The sequence below is a fragment of the Piscinibacter gummiphilus genome (assembly GCF_032681285.1).
Taxonomy (GTDB): domain Bacteria; phylum Pseudomonadota; class Gammaproteobacteria; order Burkholderiales; family Burkholderiaceae_C; genus Rhizobacter; species Rhizobacter gummiphilus_A.
Window position 1 is genome coordinate 4,721,505 of sequence record NZ_CP136336.1, and the last position, 24,433, is coordinate 4,745,937.

At 67.6% G+C, this 24,433-nt stretch carries 20 protein-coding genes; 14 read left to right on the forward strand and 6 right to left on the reverse strand.

What is annotated here, in order from left to right; genetic code table 11:
- Positions 1–3: 3 nt before the first annotated feature.
- From RXV79_RS22210 to RXV79_RS22260, 11 genes are all read left to right on the forward strand, one after another.
- Positions 4–1,212 carry an ABC transporter substrate-binding protein gene (locus RXV79_RS22210; protein WP_316700270.1) on the forward strand — a complete coding sequence of 403 codons (1,209 nt, stop codon included), beginning with the start codon at positions 4–6 and terminating at the stop codon, positions 1,210–1,212.
- Complete coding sequence (locus tag RXV79_RS22215; RefSeq protein ID WP_316700271.1) at positions 1,209–2,261, forward strand: cyclase family protein; 1,053 nt, start codon at positions 1,209–1,211, stop codon at positions 2,259–2,261. Before RXV79_RS22210 ends, RXV79_RS22215 begins: the two co-directional genes overlap by 4 nt.
- Positions 2,262–2,286: 25 nt before the next feature.
- Positions 2,287–3,858, forward strand: coding sequence for a class I adenylate-forming enzyme family protein (locus RXV79_RS22220; RefSeq protein WP_316700272.1), 1,572 nt, complete (start codon positions 2,287–2,289; stop codon positions 3,856–3,858).
- Between the two features lie 207 nt (positions 3,859–4,065).
- A complete protein-coding gene (locus RXV79_RS22225) occupies positions 4,066–5,631 on the forward strand; it encodes a carboxylesterase/lipase family protein (protein ID WP_316700273.1) in 1,566 nt (521 codons plus the stop codon).
- Positions 5,632–5,640: 9 nt separating this feature from the next.
- Entirely contained in the window at positions 5,641–6,837 is a 1,197-nt protein-coding gene (locus tag RXV79_RS22230) for a CaiB/BaiF CoA transferase family protein (RefSeq protein ID WP_316700274.1), read from the forward strand.
- A complete protein-coding gene (locus tag RXV79_RS22235; RefSeq protein WP_316700275.1) occupies positions 6,834–7,643 on the forward strand; it encodes an enoyl-CoA hydratase in 810 nt (269 codons plus the stop codon). The genes RXV79_RS22230 and RXV79_RS22235 overlap by 4 nt, the downstream gene beginning before the upstream one ends.
- A gap of 32 nt (positions 7,644–7,675) precedes the next feature.
- Positions 7,676–8,419, forward strand: a complete 744-nt coding sequence (locus RXV79_RS22240) for an enoyl-CoA hydratase/isomerase family protein (RefSeq protein ID WP_316700276.1) — start codon at positions 7,676–7,678, stop codon at positions 8,417–8,419.
- 5 nt (positions 8,420–8,424) lie between these two features.
- Complete coding sequence (locus RXV79_RS22245; RefSeq protein WP_316700277.1) at positions 8,425–9,693, forward strand: acyltransferase family protein; 1,269 nt, start codon at positions 8,425–8,427, stop codon at positions 9,691–9,693.
- Positions 9,615–10,238 carry a TetR/AcrR family transcriptional regulator gene (locus RXV79_RS22250; RefSeq protein ID WP_316700278.1) on the forward strand — a complete coding sequence of 208 codons (624 nt, stop codon included), beginning with the start codon at positions 9,615–9,617 and terminating at the stop codon, positions 10,236–10,238. Before RXV79_RS22245 ends, RXV79_RS22250 begins: the two co-directional genes overlap by 79 nt.
- Positions 10,239–10,261: 23 nt before the next feature.
- Positions 10,262–10,783, forward strand: a complete 522-nt coding sequence (locus RXV79_RS22255) for a GNAT family N-acetyltransferase (RefSeq protein ID WP_316700279.1) — start codon at positions 10,262–10,264, stop codon at positions 10,781–10,783.
- A 119-nt stretch (positions 10,784–10,902) separates the two neighbouring features.
- A complete protein-coding gene (locus RXV79_RS22260; protein ID WP_316700280.1) occupies positions 10,903–11,829 on the forward strand; it encodes an alpha/beta fold hydrolase in 927 nt (308 codons plus the stop codon).
- Here RXV79_RS22260 and RXV79_RS22265 read toward each other — a convergent pair.
- Genes RXV79_RS22265 through RXV79_RS22280 form a run of 4 tightly spaced genes read right to left on the reverse strand, consistent with a single transcriptional unit; the run spans position 11,792 to position 16,673 of the window.
- The gene (locus tag RXV79_RS22265; protein ID WP_316700281.1) at positions 11,792–13,537 is read right to left on the reverse strand and encodes a class I adenylate-forming enzyme family protein; all 1,746 of its coding nucleotides are present in this window, start codon (positions 13,535–13,537) and stop codon (positions 11,792–11,794) included. The genes RXV79_RS22260 and RXV79_RS22265 overlap by 38 nt on opposite strands.
- A 3-nt stretch (positions 13,538–13,540) precedes the next feature.
- Complete coding sequence (locus tag RXV79_RS22270; protein ID WP_316700282.1) at positions 13,541–14,680, reverse strand: acyl-CoA dehydrogenase family protein; 1,140 nt, start codon at positions 14,678–14,680, stop codon at positions 13,541–13,543.
- 5 nt (positions 14,681–14,685) lie between these two features.
- A complete protein-coding gene (locus RXV79_RS22275) occupies positions 14,686–15,891 on the reverse strand; it encodes an acyl-CoA dehydrogenase family protein (RefSeq protein WP_316700283.1) in 1,206 nt (401 codons plus the stop codon).
- A 17-nt stretch (positions 15,892–15,908) separates the two neighbouring features.
- On the reverse strand, positions 15,909–16,673 hold the full coding sequence (locus RXV79_RS22280; RefSeq protein WP_316700284.1) for an SDR family oxidoreductase: 765 nt from the start codon (positions 16,671–16,673) through the stop codon (positions 15,909–15,911).
- A 170-nt stretch (positions 16,674–16,843) separates the two neighbouring features.
- Here RXV79_RS22280 and RXV79_RS22285 point away from each other — a divergent pair, with 170 nt between their 5' ends.
- Together RXV79_RS22285 and RXV79_RS22290 are read left to right on the forward strand one after the other, a co-directional pair.
- Positions 16,844–17,722, forward strand: coding sequence for an SDR family NAD(P)-dependent oxidoreductase (locus tag RXV79_RS22285; RefSeq protein WP_316700285.1), 879 nt, complete (start codon positions 16,844–16,846; stop codon positions 17,720–17,722).
- Positions 17,723–18,009: 287 nt separating this feature from the next.
- Positions 18,010–19,794 (forward strand): hypothetical protein, encoded by a 1,785-nt coding sequence (locus RXV79_RS22290; protein WP_316700286.1) that lies wholly within the window; start codon positions 18,010–18,012, stop codon positions 19,792–19,794.
- Here the strand turns inward: RXV79_RS22290 and RXV79_RS22295 are convergent.
- The gene (locus tag RXV79_RS22295; RefSeq protein WP_316700287.1) at positions 19,784–21,601 is read right to left on the reverse strand and encodes a hybrid sensor histidine kinase/response regulator; all 1,818 of its coding nucleotides are present in this window, start codon (positions 21,599–21,601) and stop codon (positions 19,784–19,786) included. The two genes, RXV79_RS22290 and RXV79_RS22295, sit on opposite strands and share 11 nt — an antisense overlap.
- A 230-nt stretch (positions 21,602–21,831) precedes the next feature.
- Complete coding sequence (locus tag RXV79_RS22300) at positions 21,832–23,076, reverse strand: acyl-CoA dehydrogenase family protein (RefSeq protein ID WP_316700288.1); 1,245 nt, start codon at positions 23,074–23,076, stop codon at positions 21,832–21,834.
- 231 nt (positions 23,077–23,307) lie between these two features.
- Between RXV79_RS22300 and RXV79_RS22305 the strand changes: the two genes are divergently transcribed.
- Positions 23,308–24,297 carry an alpha/beta fold hydrolase gene (locus RXV79_RS22305; protein ID WP_316700289.1) on the forward strand — a complete coding sequence of 330 codons (990 nt, stop codon included), beginning with the start codon at positions 23,308–23,310 and terminating at the stop codon, positions 24,295–24,297.
- Positions 24,298–24,433 lie beyond the last annotated feature (136 nt).

Here is a 24,433-nt window from a genome sequence, read left to right on the forward strand (position 1 = left end):
CGCATGAAGCTCAAGACGCTCGCCCTCGGCTGTGCGCTGGCTGCCTCCTCGCTCGCCCACGCGCAAGGCATCTCGGACGACAAGGTGAAGATCGGCCTGATCCTCGACATGTCGGGCCTGTATTCCGACATCACCGGCCCCAACCTCGTCACCGCCGTGAAGATGGCCGTCGACGACTACGGCGGCAAGGTGCTCGGCAAGCCCATCGAGGTGCTGGCCGCCGACCACCAGAACAAGGCCGACATCGCGGCCAACAAGGCGCGCGAGTGGTACGACGTCGAGAAACTCGACGCCGTGCTTGACGTGGCCGCCAGCGCGCCCGCCCTCGCGGTCGCGACCGTCGCGAAGGAGAAGAACAAGATCGCCGTCTTCACCTCGCCCGGCGCCTCGCGCCTGACCAATGAAGCCTGCACGCCGGTCACCGTCCACTACACCTACGACACCTACGCGCTGGCCAACGTGACCGGCAAGGCGGTGGTGCAGAACGGCGGCGACACCTGGTTCTTCCTGGTCGCCGACTACGCCTTCGGCTCGGTGCTGGAGAAGGACACGTCGGACGTGGTGAAGGCCGGTGGCGGCAAGGTGCTGGGCTCGGTGCGCCACCCCTTGAGCGCGTCCGACTTCTCGTCGTACATGCTGAAGGCGCAGGGCTCGGGCGCGAAGATCATCGGCTTGGCCAATGCGGGCGGCGACACCATCAACGCCATCAAGGCGGCGAAGGAATTCGGCCTCACCGCCTCGGGCAAGCAGCAGCTCGCGGGCCTCCTGATGTTCATCAACGATGTGCACAGCCTGGGCCTGCCGGCCACGCAAGGGATGATGCTCAGCGCCGGCTGGTACTGGGACCTGAACCCCGAGACCCGTGCCTGGGCCAAGCGCTTCTTCGAGAAGACCAAGAAGATGCCCAACATGGCCCAGGCCGGCGCCTACTCGGCCACGCTGCACTACCTGAACGCGGTGAAGGCGGCCGGCACCGACGCCACCGAGCCGGTGATGGCGAAGATGAAGTCGATGCCCATCAACGACATGTTCGCGAAGAACGGCCGCATCCGCGAAGACGGGCGCATGGTGCACGACATGTACCTGTTCCAGGTGAAGAAGCCGTCCGAGTCGAAGTCGCCGTGGGACTACTACGCCCTCAAGGGCACGGTGCCGGCCGACCAGGCGTTCACACCGCTCGCATCGAGCGCTTGTCCCCTCGTCAAGAAATGAGCACCTCCACCCGCTGGAAAAAACGCCCCGAAGGTTCGACCTGGGGCGACTTCGGCCCCGACGACCAACTGGGCCGCCTGAATTTGCTCACCCCCGAGAAGGTGAAGCAGGGCGTGGCCGAAGTGAAGGAAGGCCTTGCCTTCGGCCTGAGCCTGCCGCTCGACTACCCCGGTGGCGCGAAGCTCAACCCGCGCCGCAAGCCGCCCGACCTGCGCCCCACCGACCTGAGCGGCGACCCGTTCATGAACATGCCGCTGCGCCGCTTCGACAAGCGCAACACCGACGTGGTCTGCGACGACCAGGTCAACATCACGCTGCAGTACTCCACGCAATGGGACACCTTCGCGCACGTCGGCTCGTGGTTCGATGCCGACGGCGATGGCGAGCCGGAGAAGGTCTACTACAACGGCTTCCGTGCGCATGAAGACGTGCTCGGCCCCGGCGACCTGAAGCTCGCGTCTTGCGGCTGTGGCGAAGGCGGCTCGTATGCGCTCAAGCTCGGCGTCGAGACCTTCGCGGTGAAGGCCATACAGGGCCGCGGCGTGCTCGTGAACCTGCACGCCCACATCGGCAACACGCGCGAGCGGGTCGGCTACGAGCAGCTCATGCGCATCCTCGACGCCGACAAGGTGGCGGTCGAGAAAGGCGACATGCTGCTCTTCTACACCGGCTTCGCCGACGTCATCCTCTCGATGAACAAAGGGCCCGACATGAAGGTGCTCAACAATGCGTGCGCCACGCTCGACGGCCGCGACGAGAAGCTCCTGCAATGGGTCACCGACAGCGGCGTGGCCGCGCTCATCGCCGACAACTACGCCGTCGAGGCCTACCCCGCGCGTGACACCGAAGGCGATGCCGAGCGCGCCGCCCTGCCCCTGCACGAACACTGCCTCTTCAAGCTGGGCGTGCCGCTGGGCGAACTGTGGTTCCTCACGGACCTCGCCACTTGGCTGCGCGCCCACAATCGTTCGCGTTTCCTGCTCACCGCCCCGCCGCTGCGGCTGCCGGGCGCGGTGGGGTCTCCCGTGACGGCCGTTGCCACCGTCTGATTTCTACCTCTCTCGCTCTCTGCCCATGGACCCGATCGCTGCCCCCTTCGAAAAAGACTTCGGCGTCATCGCCGACCGAGTGCGCGCCCACGCCAAGCGCGACCCGAACCACCTCGCCCTCGTCGACAAGACCGCAAGCGTCACCTACGCCCAGCTCGACGCGATGATGGACCGCGTGGCCGCCGCACTGAAGCGCGATGGCATCAAGCCGCAGCAGGCGATTGCGATCTGCGCGTATTCGTCGGTGCACTACGCGGCGATCTTCCTCGGCGCGCTGCGCGCCGGCGTGGTGGTGGCCCCGCTCGCCCCCGGTTCGACGCCCGAGCAGCTGCAAGGCATGCTGACCGACGCCGACGCGAAGATCCTCTTCACCGAAGAAGCGACGGGCGAAGCGGTGAAGGCCGCCGAAGAGCTCGGCATCCCGCGCGTCTCGCTCGACGGCTCGCCGGTCGGGAAGCAACTCGTCGATTGGGTCGCCCCTGCCGGCACCACCTTCAAGGAAGTGAAGCCGAAGCCCGACTGGGCCTTCAACATCATCTATTCCTCGGGCACCACCGGCACGCCCAAGGGCATCGTGCAGCCGCACAAGATGCGCTGGGCCCATGTGCGCCGCGGCGGCGATGCCTACCAATACGGGCCGGGCGGCACCACCATCCTCGCCACACCGCTGTATTCCAACACCACGCTCGTCGTCTTCTTCCCGACCATCGCCTGGGGCGGCACCGTGGTGCTGATGCCAAAGTTCGACGCCAAGGGCTACCTCGAACTGGCGCAGAAGCACCGCGTGACGCACACCATGCTCGTGCCGGTGCAGTACTCGCGCATCATGGCCGTGCCCGAGTTCGACTCGTTCGACCTCTCGAGCTTCAAGTTCAAGTTCTGCACCAGCGCGCCCTTCGGCGCCGCGCTCAAGGCCGACATCCTGAAACGCTGGCCGGGTGGCCTGGTCGAGTTCTACGGCATGACCGAAGGCGGCGGCACCTGCATCCTGGAAGCGCACACCTACCCGAACAAGCTGCACACCGTGGGCAAGCCCGCCGAGGGCCACGACATCCGCCTGATCGACGAGCACGGCAAGGTCGTGCCGCAAGGCGAGATGGGCGAGGTGGTGGGCAAGAGCGTCTCGATGATGACCGGCTACCACCAGCAGCCGGGCAAGACACGCGACGCCGAGTGGTACAGCCCCGAGGGCGAGCGCTTCATCCGCACCGGTGACGTGGGCCGCTTCGACGAAGACGGCTTCCTCACGCTGATGGACCGCAAGAAGGACATGATCATCAGCGGCGGCTTCAACATCTACCCGAGCGACCTCGAAGCGGTGATGCGCCAGCATGCCGCCGTGGCCGACGTGGCGGTGGTGGGCGTGCCCTCCGACGCCTGGGGCGAGACGCCGGTGGCCTACGTGGTCAAGAAGCCCGGCGAGCCCATCACCGAGCAGGCGCTGCAGGACTGGTTCGCGCACCAGGTCGGCAAGACGCAGCGGCTCTCGGCGGTGCACTACATCGACGAGCTGCCGCGCAGCGCCATCGGCAAGGTGCTCAAGCGCGAGCTGCGCGACAAGCATGTCGCGGAGTCCAAGCCGCACATCGTGGCTTGAACGTGCGCATCGATTCGCTGGACGAACTGGCCGGCCTCTACGGCGAGCCCAGCCCGCGGGCGACTCGTCAGCACCGATGAGATCTACCTGATCGAGCGCTACAAGGCCGCCCTCTGACGAGCCCCTGTGCGGGCAAGGCCCGTTGACGATCCATACACATATCTGTAGCCTTATCAGATATATCTGAAGATCGTTCCAAGGCGGGCCATGACAGACTCTTCCATCGACGCTCCGATCGTCGAGACCACCCTCGGCCGGGTGCGCGGCAGCGCACGTGCGGGCGGCGGCCTCTTCTTTCGCGGCATTCCCTACGCAGCCGACACCGCCGGCGCCCACCGTTTCCTGCCGCCGCAACCGGCCACGCCGTGGAGCGGTGTGCGCGAGGCCACGGCCTACGGCTCGAGCTGCCCGCAGATCGTCACGCCGCGCACGCGCATCTTCCAGTGGCTCGCGAGCGACGCACCGCTCGGCGAAGACTGCCTCGTGCTCAACGTCGACACGCCCGCGGCCGATGCGCGCAAGCGCCCGGTGATGGTCTACCTGCACGGCGGCGCGTTCGCGCTCGGCTCGGGCAGCTCGCAGGTGTACGACGGCGCCTCGCTCACGCAGCGTGAAGACGTGGTGCTCGTCACCGTCAACCACCGGCTCAACCTCTTCGGCTACCTCACGCCGCTGGCGAACAGCGACCCACGTTTCGCGGACGCCGGGAACGCCGGCATGCTCGACCTCGTGGCCGCGCTGCGCTGGGTGCGCGACAACATCGCGCGCTTCGGCGGCGACCCCGATTGCGTGACGATCTTCGGCCAGTCGGGCGGGGGCGCGAAGGTCGCGATCCTGATGGCGATGGCAGAAGCGCAAGGCCTGTTCCACCGCGCCATCGTGCAGAGCTCGTCGTCGGGCTTTCGCGTGCAGCCGCGCGAGGAATGCGAAGCGGCCACGCGCAAGCTGTTCCAGAAGCTCGAGCTGCCCGAGGGCGACTTCACCGCGCTGCAGGCGGTGCCGAGCGCGACGCTGCTGCATGCGATGCAGTCGGTGATCGGCGCCAGCGGCGGGCAAGACAGCTTCCGCCCGGTGATCGACGGCCGCACGCTCAAGCGCCACCCATTCCACCCCACTGCACCCGAGGTGTCGGCGAGCGTGCCGCTGATGATCGGCCACACGCGCACCGAAGCCACCTTCTTCCTCGCGGCCGACCCGAGCAACTTCACCGTCGACGGCGACGAGGCCCGCAAGCGCATCAAACGTTTCCTCCGCGTCGACGAGTCACAGGCCGAGGCCGTGCTCGCGGTCTACGAGCGCGAACACCCGAAGGCGCCCGGCAGCGAGTTGCTCGCCTACATCGCGAGCGACTACCTCTACCGCCTCAACAACATCACCGGCGCCGAGCAGAAGGTGAAGCAGGGCACCGCCCCGGTCTACGCCTACGAGTTCGCGTGGAAGAGCGCGGTGCTGGGCGGCAAGTTCATGTCGCCGCACACGGCTGAGATCCCGTTCGTGTTCGGCAATGTCGCGCTCGCCCACGCCTTCACTGGCGACGGGCCCGAGCTGCCGAAGCTCGAGCGACAGGTGATGAAGGCCTGGACGCAGTTCGCGCGCACCGGCAACCCGCAGCACGACGAGCTGCCAGCGTGGCCCACCTACTCGCTCGACGAGCGCGCGACGATGGTCTTCTCGGCCGACACGCAGGTCGTGAACGACCCGCGCGGCGCCGAACGCACGGCCATCGCCCAGATCCCCGCCTTCCACCCCGGCAGTTCGCTGTATGCGCGCTGAGCATCAACCATGACCACGCCGTCCCTGCCCCTCTCGCGCTACACCGTCCTCGACCTCACCATCGCACGCGCCGGCCCCACCGCCGTGCGCCTGCTCGCCGACTGGGGCGCGCGTGTGATCCGCATCGAGGCGCCGCCCAGGCAGTCGACGGGCAACATCACCGGCGCATTGCGCCGCAACGCCGACGAGCAGAACCTGCACCGCAACAAGCGCAGCCTGTGCATCGACCTCAAGCACCCGAAGGGCGTGGCGCTGTTGCACGATCTGGTGAAGAAGGCCGACGTGGTGGTGGAGAACTTCCGCGCCGACGTGAAGACACGGCTCGGCCTCGACTACGAGCAGCTGAAGGCCATCAACCCGCGCATCATCCTCGCGAGCATCTCCGGCTTCGGGCAAGACGGCCCGTACCGCGACCGCCCCGGCGTCGACCAGATCGTGCAGGGCCTCGCCGGCCTGATGTCGATCACCGGCGAGCCCGGCCACGGCCCCATGCGCGCCGGCATTGCGGTGAGCGACACCTCGGCCGGCATGTTCCTCGGCCAGGGCATCCTGCTGGCGCTGCTGCACCGCGAGCACACGGGCGAAGGCCAATGGGTGCACACCTCGCTGCTGGAAGCCATGCTCAACAAGCTCGACTTCCAGGGCGCACGCTACACCATGAGCGGCGAGGTGCCGCGCCAGCAAGGCAACTTCCACCCGACCGCGGTGCCGATGGGTGTGTTCGAGGCGGAAGACGGCCTCGTCAACGTGGCTGCGAGCACACAGAAGATGTGGGCCGCGATGTGCAAGGTGCTCAACGCCGACGACCTCTTCAACGACCCCGACTACGTGGACGTGCGCTCGCGCGTGAAACACCGCGAGCGCCTCAACGTCGACGTCAACACGCTCACCCGGCGCTTCCGCACCCAGGAGCTGGTCGAGAAGCTCAACGCCGTCGGCGTGCCCTGCGGCCCCATCAACGACATCGGCCAGGCCTTCAACGACCCGCAGACGCAGCACCTGCGCATGACGCGCCCCGCGAAGCACCCGGTGCTCGGCGAGGTGAAGCTCGTGCGCTCGCCGATCAACCTGTCGGGCTTCCCGCACCCCGAGGCCTTCCACCACGCCGCGCCCGATGCCGGCGAACACTCGCGCGAGCTGCTCGCCGAGCTGGGCTTCGACGCCGACACCATCGACAACCTGAAAGAACAAGGAGCCATCGCGTGAGCGCCCTCGTCAACCTGCCCCTGAAGACCGACAAACTCCTCGCCCAGGTGGAAGGCGGCATCGGCTGGCTCACCTTCAACAACCCCGAGCGCCGCAACGCGATCTCGCTGGAGATGTGGGCCGGCCTCGGCGACGCGCTGCGGGCCTTCCAGCACGATGACAACGTGCGCGTGGTCGTGATGAAGGGCGCAGGCGGCAAGGCCTTCGCCTCGGGCGCCGACATCTCCGAGTTCGGCGAGAAGCGCTCCAACGCCGAGCAGCGCAAGCAGTACGGCGAAGTGGCCGAGGCGGGCCGCGTGTGGCTCAACAAGCTCGACAAACCGCTGATCGCGATGATCCAGGGCTTCTGCATCGGCGGCGGCCTGGCCGTCTCGCTGAGCGCCGACGTGCGCATCGCAGCCGAGGGGTCCACCTTCGGCATCCCCGCCGCCAAGCTGGGCCTCGGCTACGACTACAGCGGCGTGGCGGCGCTGGCCCGCCTGGTCGGCCCTTCGTCGGCGCGCGACATCCTCTTCAGCGCTCGCTTCTTCGACGCGCAGGAAGCCCTGCGCATCGGCCTGCTCAACGCCGTGGTGCCCGAGGCCACGCTCGAAGAACACGTGCGCCAGTACGCCGGCACCATTGCACGCAACGCGCCGCTGACGATCCGTGCCGCCAAGGCGGCGGTCAACACCTTCGAGCGCTACTCGCGCACCGACGCCTCGCACGTGGCCGCGATGATCGACCAGTGCTTCAACAGCGAGGACTACATCGAGGGCCGCAAGGCCTTCATGGAAAAGCGCCCGCCGGAGTTCAAGGGCCGCTAGTCGCCCCGCGGGTGAACAACGAGAATCGGGCCATGACACCCGAGCTCTCGATTCACGACCACGTCGCCACCCTCACCCTGCGCCGGCCGCAGCAGGCCAACCGCCTCGCACCCGAAGACCTGGCGGCGCTGTCGGCGCACGTGGCCGCCGTCAATGCCAACGAGGCAGTGCTGGTGCTGCGCCTGCAGGCCGAAGGCAAGTACTTCTGCAGCGGCTACGACATCGGCCAGATCGGCAGCGCCCGCGGCGTGAGCTTCGACCAGATGGTCGATGCGATCGAAGACGCGCGCCCCGTCACCATTGCCGTGCTGCAAGGCGGCGTGTACGGCGGCGGCACCGACATGGCGCTCGCCTGCGACTTCCGCATCGGCTGCGACGCGGTCGACATGTTCATGCCGGCCGCGCGCCTGGGCCTGCACTTCTACCAGCGCGGCATGGAGCGCTACGTGAGCCGGCTCGGCATCAACATGGCCAAGCGCCTCTTCCTCACCGCCGAGCGCATCGGCGCGCGCGAGATGCACGCCTGCGGCTTTCTCACGCACCTCGTGCCGGCCTACGAACTCACGCACACCGCCGACCAGCTCACGCAGACGCTCGCGCAGATGGCGCCGCTCGCGCTGCTGGGCATGAAGAAGCACCTCACGCGCATCGCGCGCGGCACGCTCGACGCGACCGACCTGCAGCGCGACATCGCCCGCGCCGCCGAGTCCGACGACCTGAAGGAAGGTGCGGCCGCCTGGGCCGAGAAACGCACGCCGAACTTCAAGGGCCGGTGATGGGCGTGGCGCAGGTCGATACCACGCGCCACGATGGCCTCGACCGGCTGAAGGCCGGGCTCACGCTGCTGGTCGTCTTCCACCACACCGCCATCACCTACGGCGGCGCAGGCGGCTGGTTCTACCGCGAGCTGACGCAGAGCGACAGGCCGTCGTCCATCGTGCTCACCTTCTTCTGCGCCATCAACCAGGCCTGGTTCATGGGCCTCTTCTTCCTCATCGCGGGTTACTTCACGCCACGCGCCCTCGAGCACAAGAGCGCGGCCCGCTTTCTGGGCGACAAGCTCGTGCGGCTGGGCATTCCGCTGCTGGTGTTCGGCTGGCTGCTGGGGCCGGCGACCATCGCACTGGTGCAGAGCACGCTGCGCGAACGCGATTTCACGCAGGTGCTGGCCGCGCTGTGGCAGCGCGGTGTCTTCGAGCAGGGGCCACTGTGGTTTGCGACCGCCCTGCTGATCATGGCCCTCGCCTCGCTGCTGGTGCACCGCGTGGCGGGGTGGCCGCAGCGGGGCACACGACCCCCGCCGTCCGACCGGCAGCTGCTCGCGGCGGCGCTCGTGTGCGGCGCGGCGGCGTTCGCGTTGCGACTCGTGTGGCCGGTCGGCACCACTTGGTGGGGCCTGCAACTCGGCTACTTCGCGGGCTACACGATCCTCTACGTGGCCGGGAACCTGGCAGCCCAGCACGGCTGGCTGGACCGGATGCCCGAGCCGCAAGTGCGCAGATGGCGCCGCATCGCCTGGTGCACGGTGCCGCTGCTTGCACCCCTCGCCCTGTTGAAAGACGCAGTGCCGCTGTTCCAAGGCAACCCGATGGGCGGCTGGAACCTGCCCGGCCGTGCTCTACGCATTCTGGGAGCCGTTCGTCGCCTGGGGCGTGATCCTCGTGCTGCTCGCCCGTGCGCAGCGTGCGAACGTGGCCTCGTCACCCCTGTGGCAGCGCCTGTCGCGCCGCGCCTACGCGATGTATGTGATCCACCCACTGCCGGTGGTGGCCATCGCGCTCGCATGGCGCGGCGTGCAGGCCCCCGCGCTGCTGAAGTTTGCCGTCACCGGCAGCCTCGCCTGTGTCGCGTGCTACCTGATGGCGGGTCTGTTACTGCGCCTGCCCGGGGTGCGGCGGGTGCTGTAGCCGGGGCCGCGCGGGCTTGTCGATATCATCCCGGCGCCCGATTCCAGGCTCGCCCGAGCGCACCATGCCCGCCAAGAAGACCCCCGCCAACGCCCGCAAGCCCGCCCCCGCAGAAGGCGGGATGCGCGAAGAGCAGTTGGTGACCATCGCCGCCAGCCTCTTCGCGCAGAAGGGCTACGAAGGCACCTCGCTGCGCGACATCGCCGAGCAGGCGGGCATCACCAAGGCGGCGCTGTACTACTGGTTCCCCGAGAAGGAAGCGCTCTTCCAGCGCGTAGTGGCCGGGCGCATGGCGGCGCTCGTCGAGCGCGTGACGACGGCGGTCGCCGCCGTCTCCGACCCGCTGGAGAAGATCCGCGTCTTCCTGCTGTGCAGCGCCGAGCACATCGACCGCGACCGCGCGGGCTGGATCAGCTCGTCGAACACCTTCTGGTCGAATTTCGACCCCGAGCAGCGCCAGGCCGTGGTGCCCGAACGCGACCGCTTCGAGCGCCTGTTGCGCCAGTGCGTAAGCGACGCGGTGGCGCAAGGCGCGCTGCGCGACATCGACCCCGCCCTCGCCACGCGCTTGCTGCTCTCGGGCGTGAACTACCTGCCGCGCTGGCACAAGCCGGGCGGCCCGCTCAGCGCGGTGCAGGTGGTCGAGCAGTACCTCGACATGGTGCTGAACGGCCTGTCCAAACGCTGAGCAAACCTTGAGATGGGGCACCCATGAAACTCGTCGACTGCACCGAAGCACGCCACGCCGGCGCCATCCTCGACATCTTCAACGAGGCGATCGTCACCTCGACGGCGCTCTACGACTACAAGCCGCGTGCCCCCGAGTCGATGGTGGCGTGGTTCGCCACCAAGCGTGCCAACGGCTTCCCGGTGATCGGCTGCGAAGACGAGGCCGGCACGCTGCTCGGCTTTGCGAGCTACGGCACCTTCCGCGCCTGGCCGGCCTACAAGTACTCGGTCGAGCATTCCATCTACGTGCACAAGGACCACCGCGGCCAGGGCCTGGGCCGCACGCTGCTGCAGGCCATTGTCGACGCGGCACGCGAGCGCCAGGTGCACACGCTGATCGGCGGCATCGATGCCACCAACGCCGGCAGCATCGCCCTGCACGAGAGCATGGGCTTCGAGCACGCCGGCACCATCCGCCAGGCGGGCTTCAAGTTCGGCCGCTGGCTCGACCTCGCCTTCTACCAGCGCCTGCTCGACACGCCGGCGAACCCGGTCGATGGTTGACGGCCGCTGAGGCTTCGCGCGCGACACGGCCGGCCTGAAAAGCCGAGCTTGTCCTACAGATCGCGGCCGCTGCAACGCCTACCGTGGCGACTCGGGTTGTTGTCACCGAGGAGATCGTCATGGCACAAGCACTTCGTCTTTCCCGTTCCGCGTGGGTCACCCTCGCCGGCGCGCTCGCGGTCGCGGCGGCCGGTATCGCGCACCAGCTCATCCGCCACCGTGGCCGCACCGTGATTGCCGGCAACGCGGGCCGGCTCGTCGTCGACGACGGGGGCCAGGGCGGCGTGCCGGTGCTCTTCGTGCACTCGTATGCCGGCACCAGCGCGCACTGGGCGGCGCAGCTCGCGCACCTGCGGCGGCATCGGCGCGCCATCGCACTCAACCTGCGCGGGCACGGCGGCTCGGCCGCGCCAGCCGACCTCGACTACAGCATCCCGTCGCTCGCGCAAGACATCGCCGCCGCAGCCGATGCCTTGGGCCTGCAGCGCTTCGTGCTCGTCGGCCACAGCCTGGGTGGTGGGGCGGCCGCGGCTTACGCCGCCCAGCACCCTGAGCGCCTGGCCGGGCTGGTGCTCGTGGCGACCCCGGGCCCGACGCCCGTCGACATCTCACAGGAAGTGCTGAACGCGCTGGAGCAGGACTACCCCCGCGTCATGGCCGACTACTGGCCTTCGATGACGCAGGGTGCCCGCCCGCCGGTCAAGGCCATGCTCAACGCCGACATGCGCCGGCTGTCTCGCAAGGACTCCAAGGCCCTGATCGCGGCCGGCTTCGCCTACGACCCCTCGCCTGCGCTCGCGACCTTCCGCGGGCCCGCGCTGCTCATCGACACGGTGCATGGCGAAACGGCAAGCGCCCTGCACCTGCTCCTGCCGCAGGTGCCGCGCGAGCGGCTCACCGGCACCAGCCACTGGCCGCATCTCGACGACCCCGACACGGTCAACCGGCTGCTCGACCGTTTCCTCGCCAGCGTGCCGGCACAGCCGATGCCGAAGATGGCCGTGCCGGTCAGCCCACGCCGAGAAGCTTCTTCACTTCCTTCTTGAGGATCTTGCCGTTGGCATTGCGCGGCAAGGTCTCGTCGAGCACGAGGATGCGCACCGGCACCTTGAAGCGCGCCAGCCGCTCGGCCACGAAGGCGCGCAGCTCCTCTTCGCTGGCCTCGGCGCCCGCCTTGAGCGTGACGGCCGCGCCGGGCTCCTCGCCCAGCTGCTTGTGCGGCAGGCCGACCACGCTGGCGTCCATCACCGCCGGGTGCTCGTAGAGCACGCCTTCGACTTCGGTGCAGTAGATGTTCTCGCCGCCGCGGATGAGCATGTCTTTCTTGCGGTCGACGATGTAGAGCCAGCCCTCGTCGTCGAGGTAGGCGAGGTCGCCGGTCTTCACCCAGCCGTCGGTGAAGGTCTCGGCGCTGATCTCGGGCTTGTTCCAGTAGCCCTTCACCACGTGCGGGCCCTTGGCCCACAGCTCGCCCACCACGCCTGCGGGCAGGGTCTCGCCCTGCTCGCCCACGATGCGCAGCTCGCCGACCGGGATCGAGGGGCCGGCGCTGTCGGGCTTGCGCACGTAGTCTTCGCCGCTGTGGTGGGTGAAGGTGGCGCTGGTCTCGGTCATGCCCCAGCCGCTGCCGGGCGACGCGGCGGGAAACACCTGCTTGATGCGCCGCACGAGCTCGGCCGAAGCCGGCGCGCCGCCGTAGGCCACGCTCTCCAGCGTCGACAGGTTGTAGCGCTCGCGGTTCGGGTGCTCGAGGATCTGCCACGCGATGGTGGGCACGCCGCCGGCGACGGTGATCTGCTCGCGCTCGATGAGGTCCATCGCCTGCTCCACGTCCCAGCGGTGCATGGTGACGAGCTTGCTGCCGCCGTAAAGCGCGCCGGCCAGGATCGACTGGCAGCCGGTGGTGTGGAAGAACGGGATCGCCACGAGCGAGGCGCGCTGCAGCGTGCGCGCGGCGGGGTCGGGCACCGGCTCGCCCTTGCGGATGAACGCCCTCTGGCCCGAGAAGAGGCCGGCGAAGACGGTGGTGCCGGTGCAGCGCTGCGTGCCGAGCGCGCCCTTCTGCGCGCCGGTGGTGCCCGAGGTGTAGAAGATGGTGGCGTCGTCGTCGGGCAAGAGGCTGACGTCGGGCAGCGGCAGCTCGGGCAGGCGGCCCCAATCGTTGACGGCGCCGGTGATCTCTTCCAGGCGATGCACTCGGGCATCGGCGTGGGCGCGGGTGTCTCGCGTGACGTAGACGCGCGTCAGTGCCTTGCAGTTGCCGAGGTGACCGTCGGCCAGGCGATCGAGCCGCTCGCCGTCGAGGAAGACGACGTTGGCGCCCGAATCGTTGAGCGCGTATTCGAGCTCGGCGCCCTGCCCCCAGGCGTTGAGCGGCGTGACGATGGCGCCGGTGAGCGCCGCGCCGAAGAAGGCCGCTGGCCACTCCGGCAGGTTGCGCATCGCCACGGCCACGCGGTCGCCCTTCTTCACGCCATCGCGCAGCAGCGCGTGCGCGATGGCGAGCGCGGCGCGCGAGAAGCTCTCGAAGGTGGCGCGGTCGTCTTCGTAGACGAGGAAGGTCTTGCCGCCGTGCGAACGGCCGGCGAGGAAGATGTCGCGCAGCGTGGCTGGCGCGTTCTTCCACACGCGCGTGGGCACGCCGCGGATCGAGACCTCCTCGATCTCGAATTGCGTGCCTGGCGCCGTCATCAACGCGTGGGCCTCGGCCAGCGACATCACCGGCCAGGGTTTCGGTTCCGGTGACGTCGTCATCGCTCAGTACTTCTTCAGTTGGGCCAGCAGATCGGCGTGGTAGGTCGCGTCGCCGAAGAGTTCTTGCAGCACACGCGCGCGCTTCATGAAGAAGCCCATCTCGAACTCGTCGGTCATCCCGATGCCGCCGTGCATCTGCACGCCTTCCTGCACCGCGAGCGTAACCGTCGTGCCGGCCTTGGCCTTGGCGACCGAGGCGAGGCCGATGGCGGTGGGCGTGCCTTCGTCCAGCCCCTGCAGGGCCTTGAGCACCGCCGATCGGGTGAACTCGATCTCGCAGTAGAGGTGCGCAGCGCGATGCTGCAGCGCCTGGAACTCGCCGATGATCTTGTTGAACTGCTGGCGCTCCTTGAGGTAGTTCACCGTGCGGGTGAACACCTCGTCGGCGATGCCGAGCATCTCGGCCGACGCAGCCACACGGCCGGCGCTGAGCGCGGCATTGAGCGGCACGAGGCCTTCGCCGACCTTGCCGAGCACGGCGCTTTCGGGCACGGCGACCTTGTCGAAGGTGATGCGTGCGGCGTTGTGGGCATCGACCATCACCACCCGCTCGACCTTCACGCCGCTCGTCTTCGCATCGACGAGGAAGAGCGTCACGCCCGCGAGATCACCCTTCGCGCCGCCGGTGCGGGCCGCGACGATGAAGAGGTCGGCCACGTGGCCGTCGAGCACGAAGGTCTTGCTGCCGTCGAGCGTGTAGCCGCTGCCCGATTTCTCGGCCTTGAGCGCGGTGTTGCGCGGGTTGTGCTTGCTGTGCTCGTCGACGGCGACGGTTGCAATCAGCTCGCCCGAGGCGATCTTGGGCAGCGTGGCCTGCTTCTGTGCGTCGGTGCCGGCCGCGAGCAGCGCCGTGGCCGCGACCACGCTGGAGGCGAGGAAAGGCGAGGCCGTGAGGTTGCGGCCGATCTCCTCCATCACCACGCCGGCTTCCACGAGGCCGAGGCCCGTGCCGCCGAGGTCTTCGGGGATCAGGACGCCGGTGAAGCCCATCTCGGCGAACTGCTTCCACAGCCCGCGGTTGAAACCGTCGGCGCTTCGGGTGTCGCGCAGCTTGCGCAGTTCGGAAACAGGGGCGTTGTCGGCGAGGAAGGACTTTGCGCTGTCGCGCAGCATCCCTTGTTCTTCAGTGAGGACGAGTGCCATCGTGTTCAGGCTCCGGGAAGGTTCAGGATGCGTTTGGCGATGACGTTGAGCTGGACCTCGCTCGTGCCGCCTTCGATGGAGTTGCCTTTGGTGCGCAGCCACGCACGGGCCAGCGCACCTTCGCGCGAGCGCGGGCTTTCCCAATCGAGCGCATCGCTGCCGCCGGCCTGCATCATCAATTCGTGGCGGCGCTTGTTGAGCTCGGCGCCGTAGTACTTGAGCACCGAGCTGAAGGCCGGGTTGCCCTGGCCGGCGCGCGCCATGTCCATCGCGCGCTCCATCGTCAAACGGAACGCGGCCTCGTCGACTTCGAACTGCGCGATCTGGGCACGCAGCACCGGGTCGGCGACGCGACCTTGCGCATCGGCGCCCACCTGCTCCAGCGCGAACACGCCGAGCGGCTTGGCCGCGCCACGGTCGCCGATGCCGCCGATCATTTCGCGCTCGTGCGTGAGCAGGTACTTGGCCACGTCCCAGCCGGCGTTGAGCGTGCCCACGAGGTTCTTCTTCTCGACGCGCACGTTGTCGAAGAAGGTTTCGCAGAACGGCGACTTGCCCGAGATCAGCAGGATGGGCTTGGTCGTGACACCCGGCGTCGCCATGTCGAAAAGCACGAAGCTGATGCCGGTGTGCTTCTTCGCCTGCGGGTCGGTGCGCACGAGGCAGAAGATCCAGTCGGCCTTGTCGGCGTAGCTGGTCCAGATCTTCTGGCCGTTGACGATGAAGTGATCGCCCTTGTCTTCTGCCTTGGTCTGCAGCGAGGCCAGGTCGGAGCCGGCGTTGGGCTCCGAGTAGCCCTGGCACCAGCGGATCTCGCCGCGCGCGATGGGTGGCAGGAACTCGAGCTTCTGCTCGTGCGTGCCGAACTTCAGGAGCGCCGGGCCGAGCATCCAGATGCCGAAGCTCTGCACCGGGGCGCGGCAGTTCAGCGCGCGCATCTCCTGCGCGAGGATCTTGGCCTGCTCGCCCGTGAGGCCACCACCGCCGTATTCCTTGGGCCAGGTCGGCACCGTCCAGCCCTTGGCGGCCATGCGCTCCAGCCACACCTTCTGGGCGTCGGACGAGAACTTCCACTTGCGGCCGCCCCAGCAGACATCGTCTTCGCTGGTCACGGGCTTGCGCATCTCGGGCGGGCAGTTCTGCTCCAGCCAGGCGCGCGTTTCCTCGCGGAAGGATTTCAGCTCGGGCTTCTCTGCAGTCGCAGTCGTCATGCGTTGCTCCGATGGGATCAGATGGTCACGCCACCGTCGATGACGAGCGCCTGGCCCGTCATGAACGAGCCGGCCTTGGAGGCGAGGAACACGGCCGCGCCGGCGATCTCGTCGGGCTCGCCGATGCGGCGTAGCGGGGCGTTGGCGGTCGAGCGCTTCAAGGTCTCGGGGTTGTCCCACAGGGCCTTCGCGAAGTCGGTCTTGATGAGGCCCGGCGCAATGCAATTCACGCGGATGTTGTGCGGGCCGTACTCCACCGCGAGGTTGCGCGCGAGCTGGAAGTCGGCTGCCTTGGAGATGTTGTACGCACCGATCACCGGCGAGCCGCGCAGGCCGCCGATGCTCGACACGATGATGATCGCGCCGTCCTTGCGCTCGATCATCTGCGGCGCGGCGAAGTTGATCAGCCAGTGGTTGGCGATCACGTTGTTCTCGAGGATCTTGCGGAACTGGTCGTCTTCGATGCCGGCGAGCGGGCCGTAGTACGGGTTCGACGCGGCATTGCACACCACGATGTCGACCTTGCCGAACTGCTTCGTGGTCTCGTCGACGAGGTGCTTGAGGTCGTCCTTCGACGAGATGTTGGCCGGGATCGAGATCGCCGAGCCCGCACCGTGCGCCTTGTTGATCGCCGCGGCCACTTCGGCGCAGGGCTCGGGCTTGCGCGACGAGATCACGACCTTGGCGCCCTGTTCGGCCATGCGCTCGGCGATCGCCTTGCCGATGCCGCGCGACGAGCCGGTGATGACGGCGACCTTGCCTGTGAGATCGAACAACGACATGAGAGCTTCCTTGCTGGTTAAATGGAGGGGCTTCGAGGGTTGGGCCACGCAGGTGCGTGAGGCGACCAACCGACTTTTCTAAACCCTTGTCTCCGAGTGATGATTTGCCCTGTGAAACAGGGCCTTTTTCTGAGCCTCGGAAAACATACCAGATTGTTGGAAAGAGGACTATGAGCATTAGCTTTGACGGCCGTGTCGCGATCGTGACAGGCGCAGGTGGCGGCTTGGGCCGCGAGCACGCACTCGCGCTCGCCCAGCGTGGCGCGAAGGTGGTGGTGAACGACCTGGGCCCTGGCGCACAGACCGTGGCCGACGAGATCAAGGCTGCCGGCGGCCAGGCCATCGCGGTGTCGTGCTCGGTGACCGACTTCGACGCGGTGCAGGCCATGGTCAAGACGACGATGGACACCTGGGGCCGTGTCGACATCCTCGTCAACAACGCCGGCATCCTGCGCGACAAGAGCTTCTCGAAGATGGAAATGGCCGACTTCAAGCTCGTGGTCGACGTGCACCTCATGGGCGCCGTGTACTGCACCAAGGCAGTGTGGGACATCATGCGCGCCCAGAAGTACGGCCGCATCGTCAACACCACCTCGTCGTCGGGCCTCTTCGGGAACTTCGGCCAGTCGAACTACGGCGCCGCCAAGATGGCGCTCGTCGGCCTGATGCAGACGCTCTCGCTCGAAGGCGCCAAAGACAACGTGAAGGTCAACTGCCTGGCCCCGACCGCCGCCACCGCGATGACCGAAGGCCTGATGCCGCAGGTCGTGCTCGACAAGCTGGCACCCGCGGCCGTGACGCCCGGCCTGCTCTACCTCGTGAGCGAAGACGCGCCGACGCGCGTGATCCTCAACGCCGGCGCAGGCACCTTCGCCCGCAGCTACGTGACCATGACGCTCGGCACGCACATCGGCACCGGTGCCGATGCCGACGACCAGGTGGCCGCGCAGTTCGAAGCGATCTCGTCGCGCGACGATGAGGTCGTGCCGCAAAGCGGCAGCGAGCAAGGCCGCAACGAGGTGGGCAAGGCGATGGCGGCGTCGAGCTGATCTCGGGCGACCGCCCACGCAACCCCATGGGCAAGGGGTCTGACAGCGCGTAAACGCGACAGCCCCTAGACCGCGCTCTCCCTCAGAATTCGCGGCGCGCGTCGAGCGCATGCATAACATTCATTGAGGAGGGAGCAATGTCTCCAAGCACATGCGCCAGGTCGTACCACCTGGCTCTGTTGAGCGCTGCCGTGTTGACGGCATCTGCCTGCGGTGGAGGCGGCGGCAGTGGCGACTCGGCTGGGGCGGCCCCTCCGCCGCCTGCGCGGACGGAAGTTACCGGCGTCGTGCACCTGCCCGCCGCGACGTCCGCGCCGGCAACGGTCTGCTACGACAGCAACCAGGACGGCGACTGCGATGCCGGCGAACCCACCACCCTCACAAGTGGCACCGGCGCCTATCGTTTGACCGGGTTGCCATCGACACAAGGCGAGGGCGCCGCACTCCTCGCACAAGTGCCTGCCGGATCGGGCGCTGCGTACACATTGAAAGCTCCCGTCTCCCGGCCGGAGTTCATCACACCCATCACCACGCTCGTTCAGGTCGGCATCTCGCAAGGCATGGCGCGGCAGGCCGTCGAGACCGCCGTCGCCCGCCAACTCCAGGTCGATGTCAGCAGCCTCTACGGCGACCACCGCACGCTCTCCGCTGGCGTACAGCGCGCCTGGCACGAAACGCTGGCCGCCTTCATCGTGCATCAACTGCAGAACGGCACGCCCTTGCGTGTTGGGCCCTCGGCATCTGCGGGCACCGACTACTACGTCGACTCGTTCTACTACACAGACGCCACGAATCACTACCTGGGCTATTCGTACTCGACGGGGAGCGTCGACCCTGCAACGGGCCTTCAGTCGGAATACAGCTTCTCGCGGGAGGTCCGGGACTCACAACGGAGACCGATTTTCTCGTCCGACTTCCGGTGGGTGCTGACACCATCGGGCTGGATGCTGAACATGTTCGATGCGTTTGCGTACCCGCAGACGACGGGCAATCCCTTCGTCGCGCTGTCCCCCACGGGCCATCTCAGCATTGCATCGGCCCACGACGAAGACGTCGGCGGACAAACCGTCTCGGCCGCAGTGGCCCGCACCGCTGCCAGCACCAATGGAAACACCTTCGCCACCATCAACCTCCCGGCCGGCTTCGTCCCACCCGGCACGATGCCGGCCGGCGCACGACTGCGAACCCTTCGATATGCGCAAATGGCGAGTCCTGCCCAGTACCTGTCCGACTCTGACCGTGTACCGGTGAACCAGCCCAGCGTGGCCGCGCTCATCGCAGCCTACCCGCGACTAGCCTCAGGCACACCCGTGACGGAGCAAAACACCGCGCTCATCGGCAGCCGTGCGCGCGCGTGGGTGGATGCATGGGGCAGTGGCCAGAGTTGCTGGACCCAGTTCTCGACCAACGCCCTCGGCATCCGCACCTGTGTCGACGCCGACTTGCGCGCCACCTTCGACAGCGCCGGCAGCGCCATCCATTTCGAGCTGTGCGACCACGCGTTCGGCGGCCCGCCGAGCTCGGAGAACTGCAGGCCGGCGGGTTCGGCACCGCTGGTAGCGGGCATCTTGAGTGGCACTGTGCCGAGCCTTCGCGTCGACCCGATGCCGGAGGTCGCCGCCCCTTTCCTGGGCAACCAAGTGCTGACCGAGCATCAGGGGCGCATATACAAGGCGACGCCGCCTATGTCGGCCACGACCGTCCCGCCCATCTACACCATCACCCAGATGAACCGCAGAGCCTTCAGCGCGCTGGCCGACACGTTGCGCCTCGCTGCCCCGAACCCAAGCTTCACGGTGCCCTCGCCCTTCATGGGCGTGTGGCAGCTAAACGCGGGCACGCATAGCCGATGCGAAGCCGTGGTGGTGGATGCGGCCGGAGATCTCATCGGTGCGTGCCAGTCACCCGCGGGCGCCATGACCATCGGGACGGTACTCCAAAACGGCGTGGCGAGCTTCACCATCCCGAGCTACAACACCAGCTTCAGCGGCCAGTTCGCGCCGGCCAACGCCACAGGCAACTGGTCGCACAACGCCACGCTAACGGGCACCTGGAGCGCGACTAAGTACTAGTGGTGAGCACGGCGGCGCGAGGGCCTTCGGCGCCCGCCAACGCGAAGTTCACCAGCGCCCGCAGCTTGTGAGGTGCCACCGGCTTCAGCAGCAGCTGGAAATCGTGGTCGGCAGACTCGCTGTCGAGATCGCCAGCCAGGCTGCCGGTGATCATGATGGCGGGCAGGTCGCCATCGAAACGCCCCCGCACCGCCGTGATGGCCTCCACGCCGGTGTGGAGGCCGTCGAGGCGGTAGTCGGCAATCAGCAGGTCGGGCCGCACGGCATCCGCCTGCGCGGCCCAGTTTCGCACCCCCTGCAAGTTGCCGAAGGCCTGCACTTCTGCGCCCCAGCCTTCGAGCAGCGCTTTGAGGCCCGCGCGGATCGTGGCGTCGTCGTCCACCACCACGATCGTTCGGCCGACCAGCGCCCGCGCCGAGGCCGCCGGGCCGCACGGCTCGTGGAGCGCATGCGCCTGCGAGGCATCGCCCACCGGCAGATCGATCGTGAAGACCGAGCCACGGCCGGGCTCGGAGCGCAGGGCCAGCGGCGCGTCCATCAGCGAGGCCAGACGCCGCGCGATGGAAAGGCCGAGGCCCAGACCCTTGCGATCCTGCGGCACCTGCGCCTGGGTGTCGGCCACCTGGTAGAACTCTTCAAAGATGCGCTCGCGCTCGTTCTCAGGAATGCCGACGCCGGTGTCCCACACCTGCAGCCGCACCTGCTGGCCGCGGCGGCGGCAGCTCACGAGCACGCTGCCGTCATGGGTGTAGCGCACGGCGTTGGAGACGAGGTTGCGCAGGATGCGCTCGACGAGCACCGGGTCGGCGTGAAGCAACTTATCCCCGCCGCGAAAGCGCAGCGACAGGCCCTTGTCGAACGCCACCGGCTCGAAGTGCAGGCGCAGCTTGCGGAAGATCTCGCCCGCCGCAAAGTGCTCGGGTGACACGGTGACGGCGCCGCTGTCGATCTTGGTGATGTCGAGCAGCTCGGAGAAGAGCCCTTCGAGCGCATCGACCGAGCCGTTGATGCTGGCCACGAGGGGGGCGAGTTCCTTGTCGTGGCTGCGCTGGCTCAAGGCCTCGGCGAGGAGGCCCATCGCATGCAGCGGCTGGCGCAGGTCGTGGCTCGCGGCGGCGAAGAACTGGGTCTTGGCGCGGTTGGCCACCTCGGCCTCGTGCCGCGCCACGTCGGCCGCGCGGCGGGCTTCGTCGGCTGCGGCCTTCTCCTGGCCCATCTGCCACATCATGCCCTCGCCGAGCTTGCGGAAGTTCATCAGGTAGAAGCGCGACAGGAAGCCCGTGCCGCCCACGATCACGAGCAGGGTCAGCGCGATCAGGATGCTCGAGGCATCACCCCCCAGCGCGATGTGCGCGACCATCGGCATCAGAGAGCAGAAGAAGTGCGCCTCGAAGGCGTAGTACTTCATCGAGATGTGATACGAGTTGAGCACGCACAGCCCGTAGAGCACGAAGCCGAGCAGCATCTGCTCCTTCGCGCCGCCGTAGGGGAACAGCAGCCAGGCGGTGATGCCCCAGTACACACCCGACACCACGGCCAGCAGGAAGAAGCGGTTGTAGGAGCCTTCGGCCTTGCGTTGAGGGTCGGCGCGCCAGCGCTTCAGGTGGCGGATCGCCAACACGCGCGACACGACGAAGACCCCCAGGGCCGCGAGCCACGCGGCGAGCACGTTCGTGGGCAGCAGGGGCCAGAACCACGGCATCAGCACCACGGCCACGAAGATGTTGAGGGCCGTCATGCGCGGGAGGATCCAGAACGCACGGTCCACCCACGCCACTTCCATGCTGGCCTCGAATGCCCCGCGCACCTGCCCCTCCACAGGTCGCTGAACCGGACCCTCCGGCGTTTTCTTCACACGATCAACCCAACAGTTCCGGGTGCGCCACACGGGCGGCGCCCAACACCGCGCACCATGCCACCAAAGGCACATTGGCGGGGTGATCCACCGCACACATTGCGCAAAAAGGGCGCAGAGGATTCGCTCCCCTGCGCCCTTGTTCACACCCGCCGGCAGGCGGGCGCGAGAGCATCAGACCATCAGGCCGACTTCGGGGCGCGGTACTTGCCCATCTCCCAGCGGGCGATGGCGCGGTTGTGCACTTCGTCGGGGCCGTCGGCCAGGCGCATCGTGCGCATGCTGGCGTATTGCTTGGCGAGGCCAAAGTCTTCCGACACACCACCGGCGCCATGCGCCTGGATCGCGTCGTCGATGATCTTGAGCGCCATGCGCGGGGCGGCGACCTTGATCATCGCGATCTCGAGGCGGGCGACCTTGTTGCCGACCTTGTCCATCATGTCGGCCGCCTTCAGGCACAGGAGGCGCGTCATCTCGATGTCGATGCGGGCGGTGGCGATGCGCTCTTCCCACAGCGACTGGTCGATGATGCGCTTGCCGAAGGCCACGCGCGACTGCAGGCGCTTCATCATCTTCTCGAGCGCCACTTCGGCGCTGCCGATGGTGCGCATGCAGTGGTGGATGCGGCCCGGGCCGAGGCGGCCCTGCGCGATCTCGAAGCCGCGGCCTTCGCCGAGGAGCAGGTTCTCAAGCGGCACACGCACATCCTTGAACACCACTTCGGCGTGGCCGTGCGGTGCGTCGTCGAAGCCGAACACCGGCAGCATGCGCAGCACGGTGATGCCCGGGGTGTCCATCGGCACGAGGATCTGCGACTGCTGGGCGTGCGAGGGCGCGTCGGGGTTGCTCTTGCCCATCACGATGGCGATCTTGCAGCGCGGGTCGCCCACGCCGGACGACCACCACTTGCGGCCGTTGAGCACGTAGTGGTCGCCGTCGCGCTTGATCTCGAGCGCGATGTTGGTGGCGTCGGACGAGGCCACGGCGGGCTCGGTCATCAGGAAGGCCGAGCGGATCTTGCCGTCAAGTAGAGGCTCCATCCACATCTTCTTCTGCGCGTCGTTCGCATAACGCGCCAGCACTTCCATGTTGCCGGTGTCGGGCGCCGAGCAGTTGAAGACTTCAGAGGCGAAGCCCACCTTGCCCATCTCTTCCGCGCACATTGCGTACTCGAGGTTGGTGAGGCCGGCACCGCGGTAGGGGCTGTCTTCGGGCAGAGAATCTTTCGGCAGGAAGAGGTTCCACAGGCCTTCCTTCTTGGCGATGGCCTTGAGCTCCTCGACCACCGGCACGACCTGCCAGCGGTTGGTGCCGAAGCCCTTCATCTGCTCGTAGTAGGTGGGCACCGCGGGGTACACGTACTTGTTCATGAAGTCGACCACGCGGTCGCGCCAGTAGATCTGGCGTTCGGACATCGAGAAATTCATTCGCTTCTCTCCAAAGTGAGTTGTGGACTCGGGGCCGCCCCGTGGCACGCGTCGAGATTCTCTGGCAGACTGAATTTTCTAAGATCAATCTGTACCGCCACGGAGAACGCGGCCCCATGGGCGCGTTTATAGACGAGAGCACGACAGTCTCAAGTCTCGTCTGCGACATGCGTCGCACGGTGCCGGCGCATACCTGTCTTTCCAGATTCGCAACCGATCCCGCCATCGCCCATGACCGCCGAAAGCTCCAAGGAACTCAACATTCAATCACCACTGGCACCGTTCAAAGGGGAGAAACCCGAGGCGCCGAGTTGGTTCGACAAGGCCCTGAGACGCGAGCCCGCGCGCAGCTTCGTCGAGGTGAAGGGGGCGCGCATCGAAACGCTCACCTGGGGCGAGCTCGGCAAGCCCGGCCTCGTGCTCCTGCACGGCAACCGCGCGCATGCCGACTGGTACAGCTTCATCGCGCCCTTCTTCGCCGACGACTTCCGCGTGGTCGCGATGTCGTGGTCGGGCATGGGCGGCTCCGACTGGCGCGACAGCTATTCCATCGAGCTGCTGTCGGAAGAGGTGGCAGCCGTGGCCGAGGCTGCGGGCATGTTCGAGAGCAAGACCAAGCCGGTGGTCGTGGCGCATTCGTTCGGCGGCTTTCCCGCGCTGCGCTACAGCGCGCGCGCCGGCAAGGCAGTGGGCGGCCTCGTGCTGGTCGACTGCCCCGTCATGTCACCCGAGATGCGCAAAGCGCGCCGTGGCCCCGGCCCGGCCGGGCTGGAGCCTCGCCCCAACCGCGTCTACGAGACGCTGCCTTCGGCCCTGGCGCGCTTTCGCTTCGCGCCACCCCAGGTCTGCAAGAACCTCTACATCGCCGATCACATCGCACGCACGTCTTTAAAGAAGGCTCCGCTCGAAGGAGGCCAGGGCGAAGGCTGGACCTGGCGCTTCGATCCTTTCCAGTGGCGCGACATGCGGATGGAAAACCCGCTGCCCGACTTCCACGCGCTGCAGTGCCCAGTGGCCATCGTGTGGGGCGCGCAGTCGATGCTGTTCGACGCCGACATCCTGGCCTACATCGCCGGGCTGTCACCCGTTGGCACACCGCGCATCGAGATCCCCGCCGCACGCCACCACCTGATGGTCGACCAGCCGCTCGCCTTCGTCACCGCACTGCGCGGCCTGCTCTTCGGTTGGCCCGCGCGCACCGCGGCCCGCCCTGCGGAATAGCACGATCGAACAAGCACGCGCCAGAGTCCGGCAAAGCGCGGTGAGTTCCATCGCGCCTGTTCGCGTTTTCCCGGATTTCGAATCTTGGGTATGCATCCGCAATACCCCGTACACCGAGGGCAGCTAAGTGTTTGCC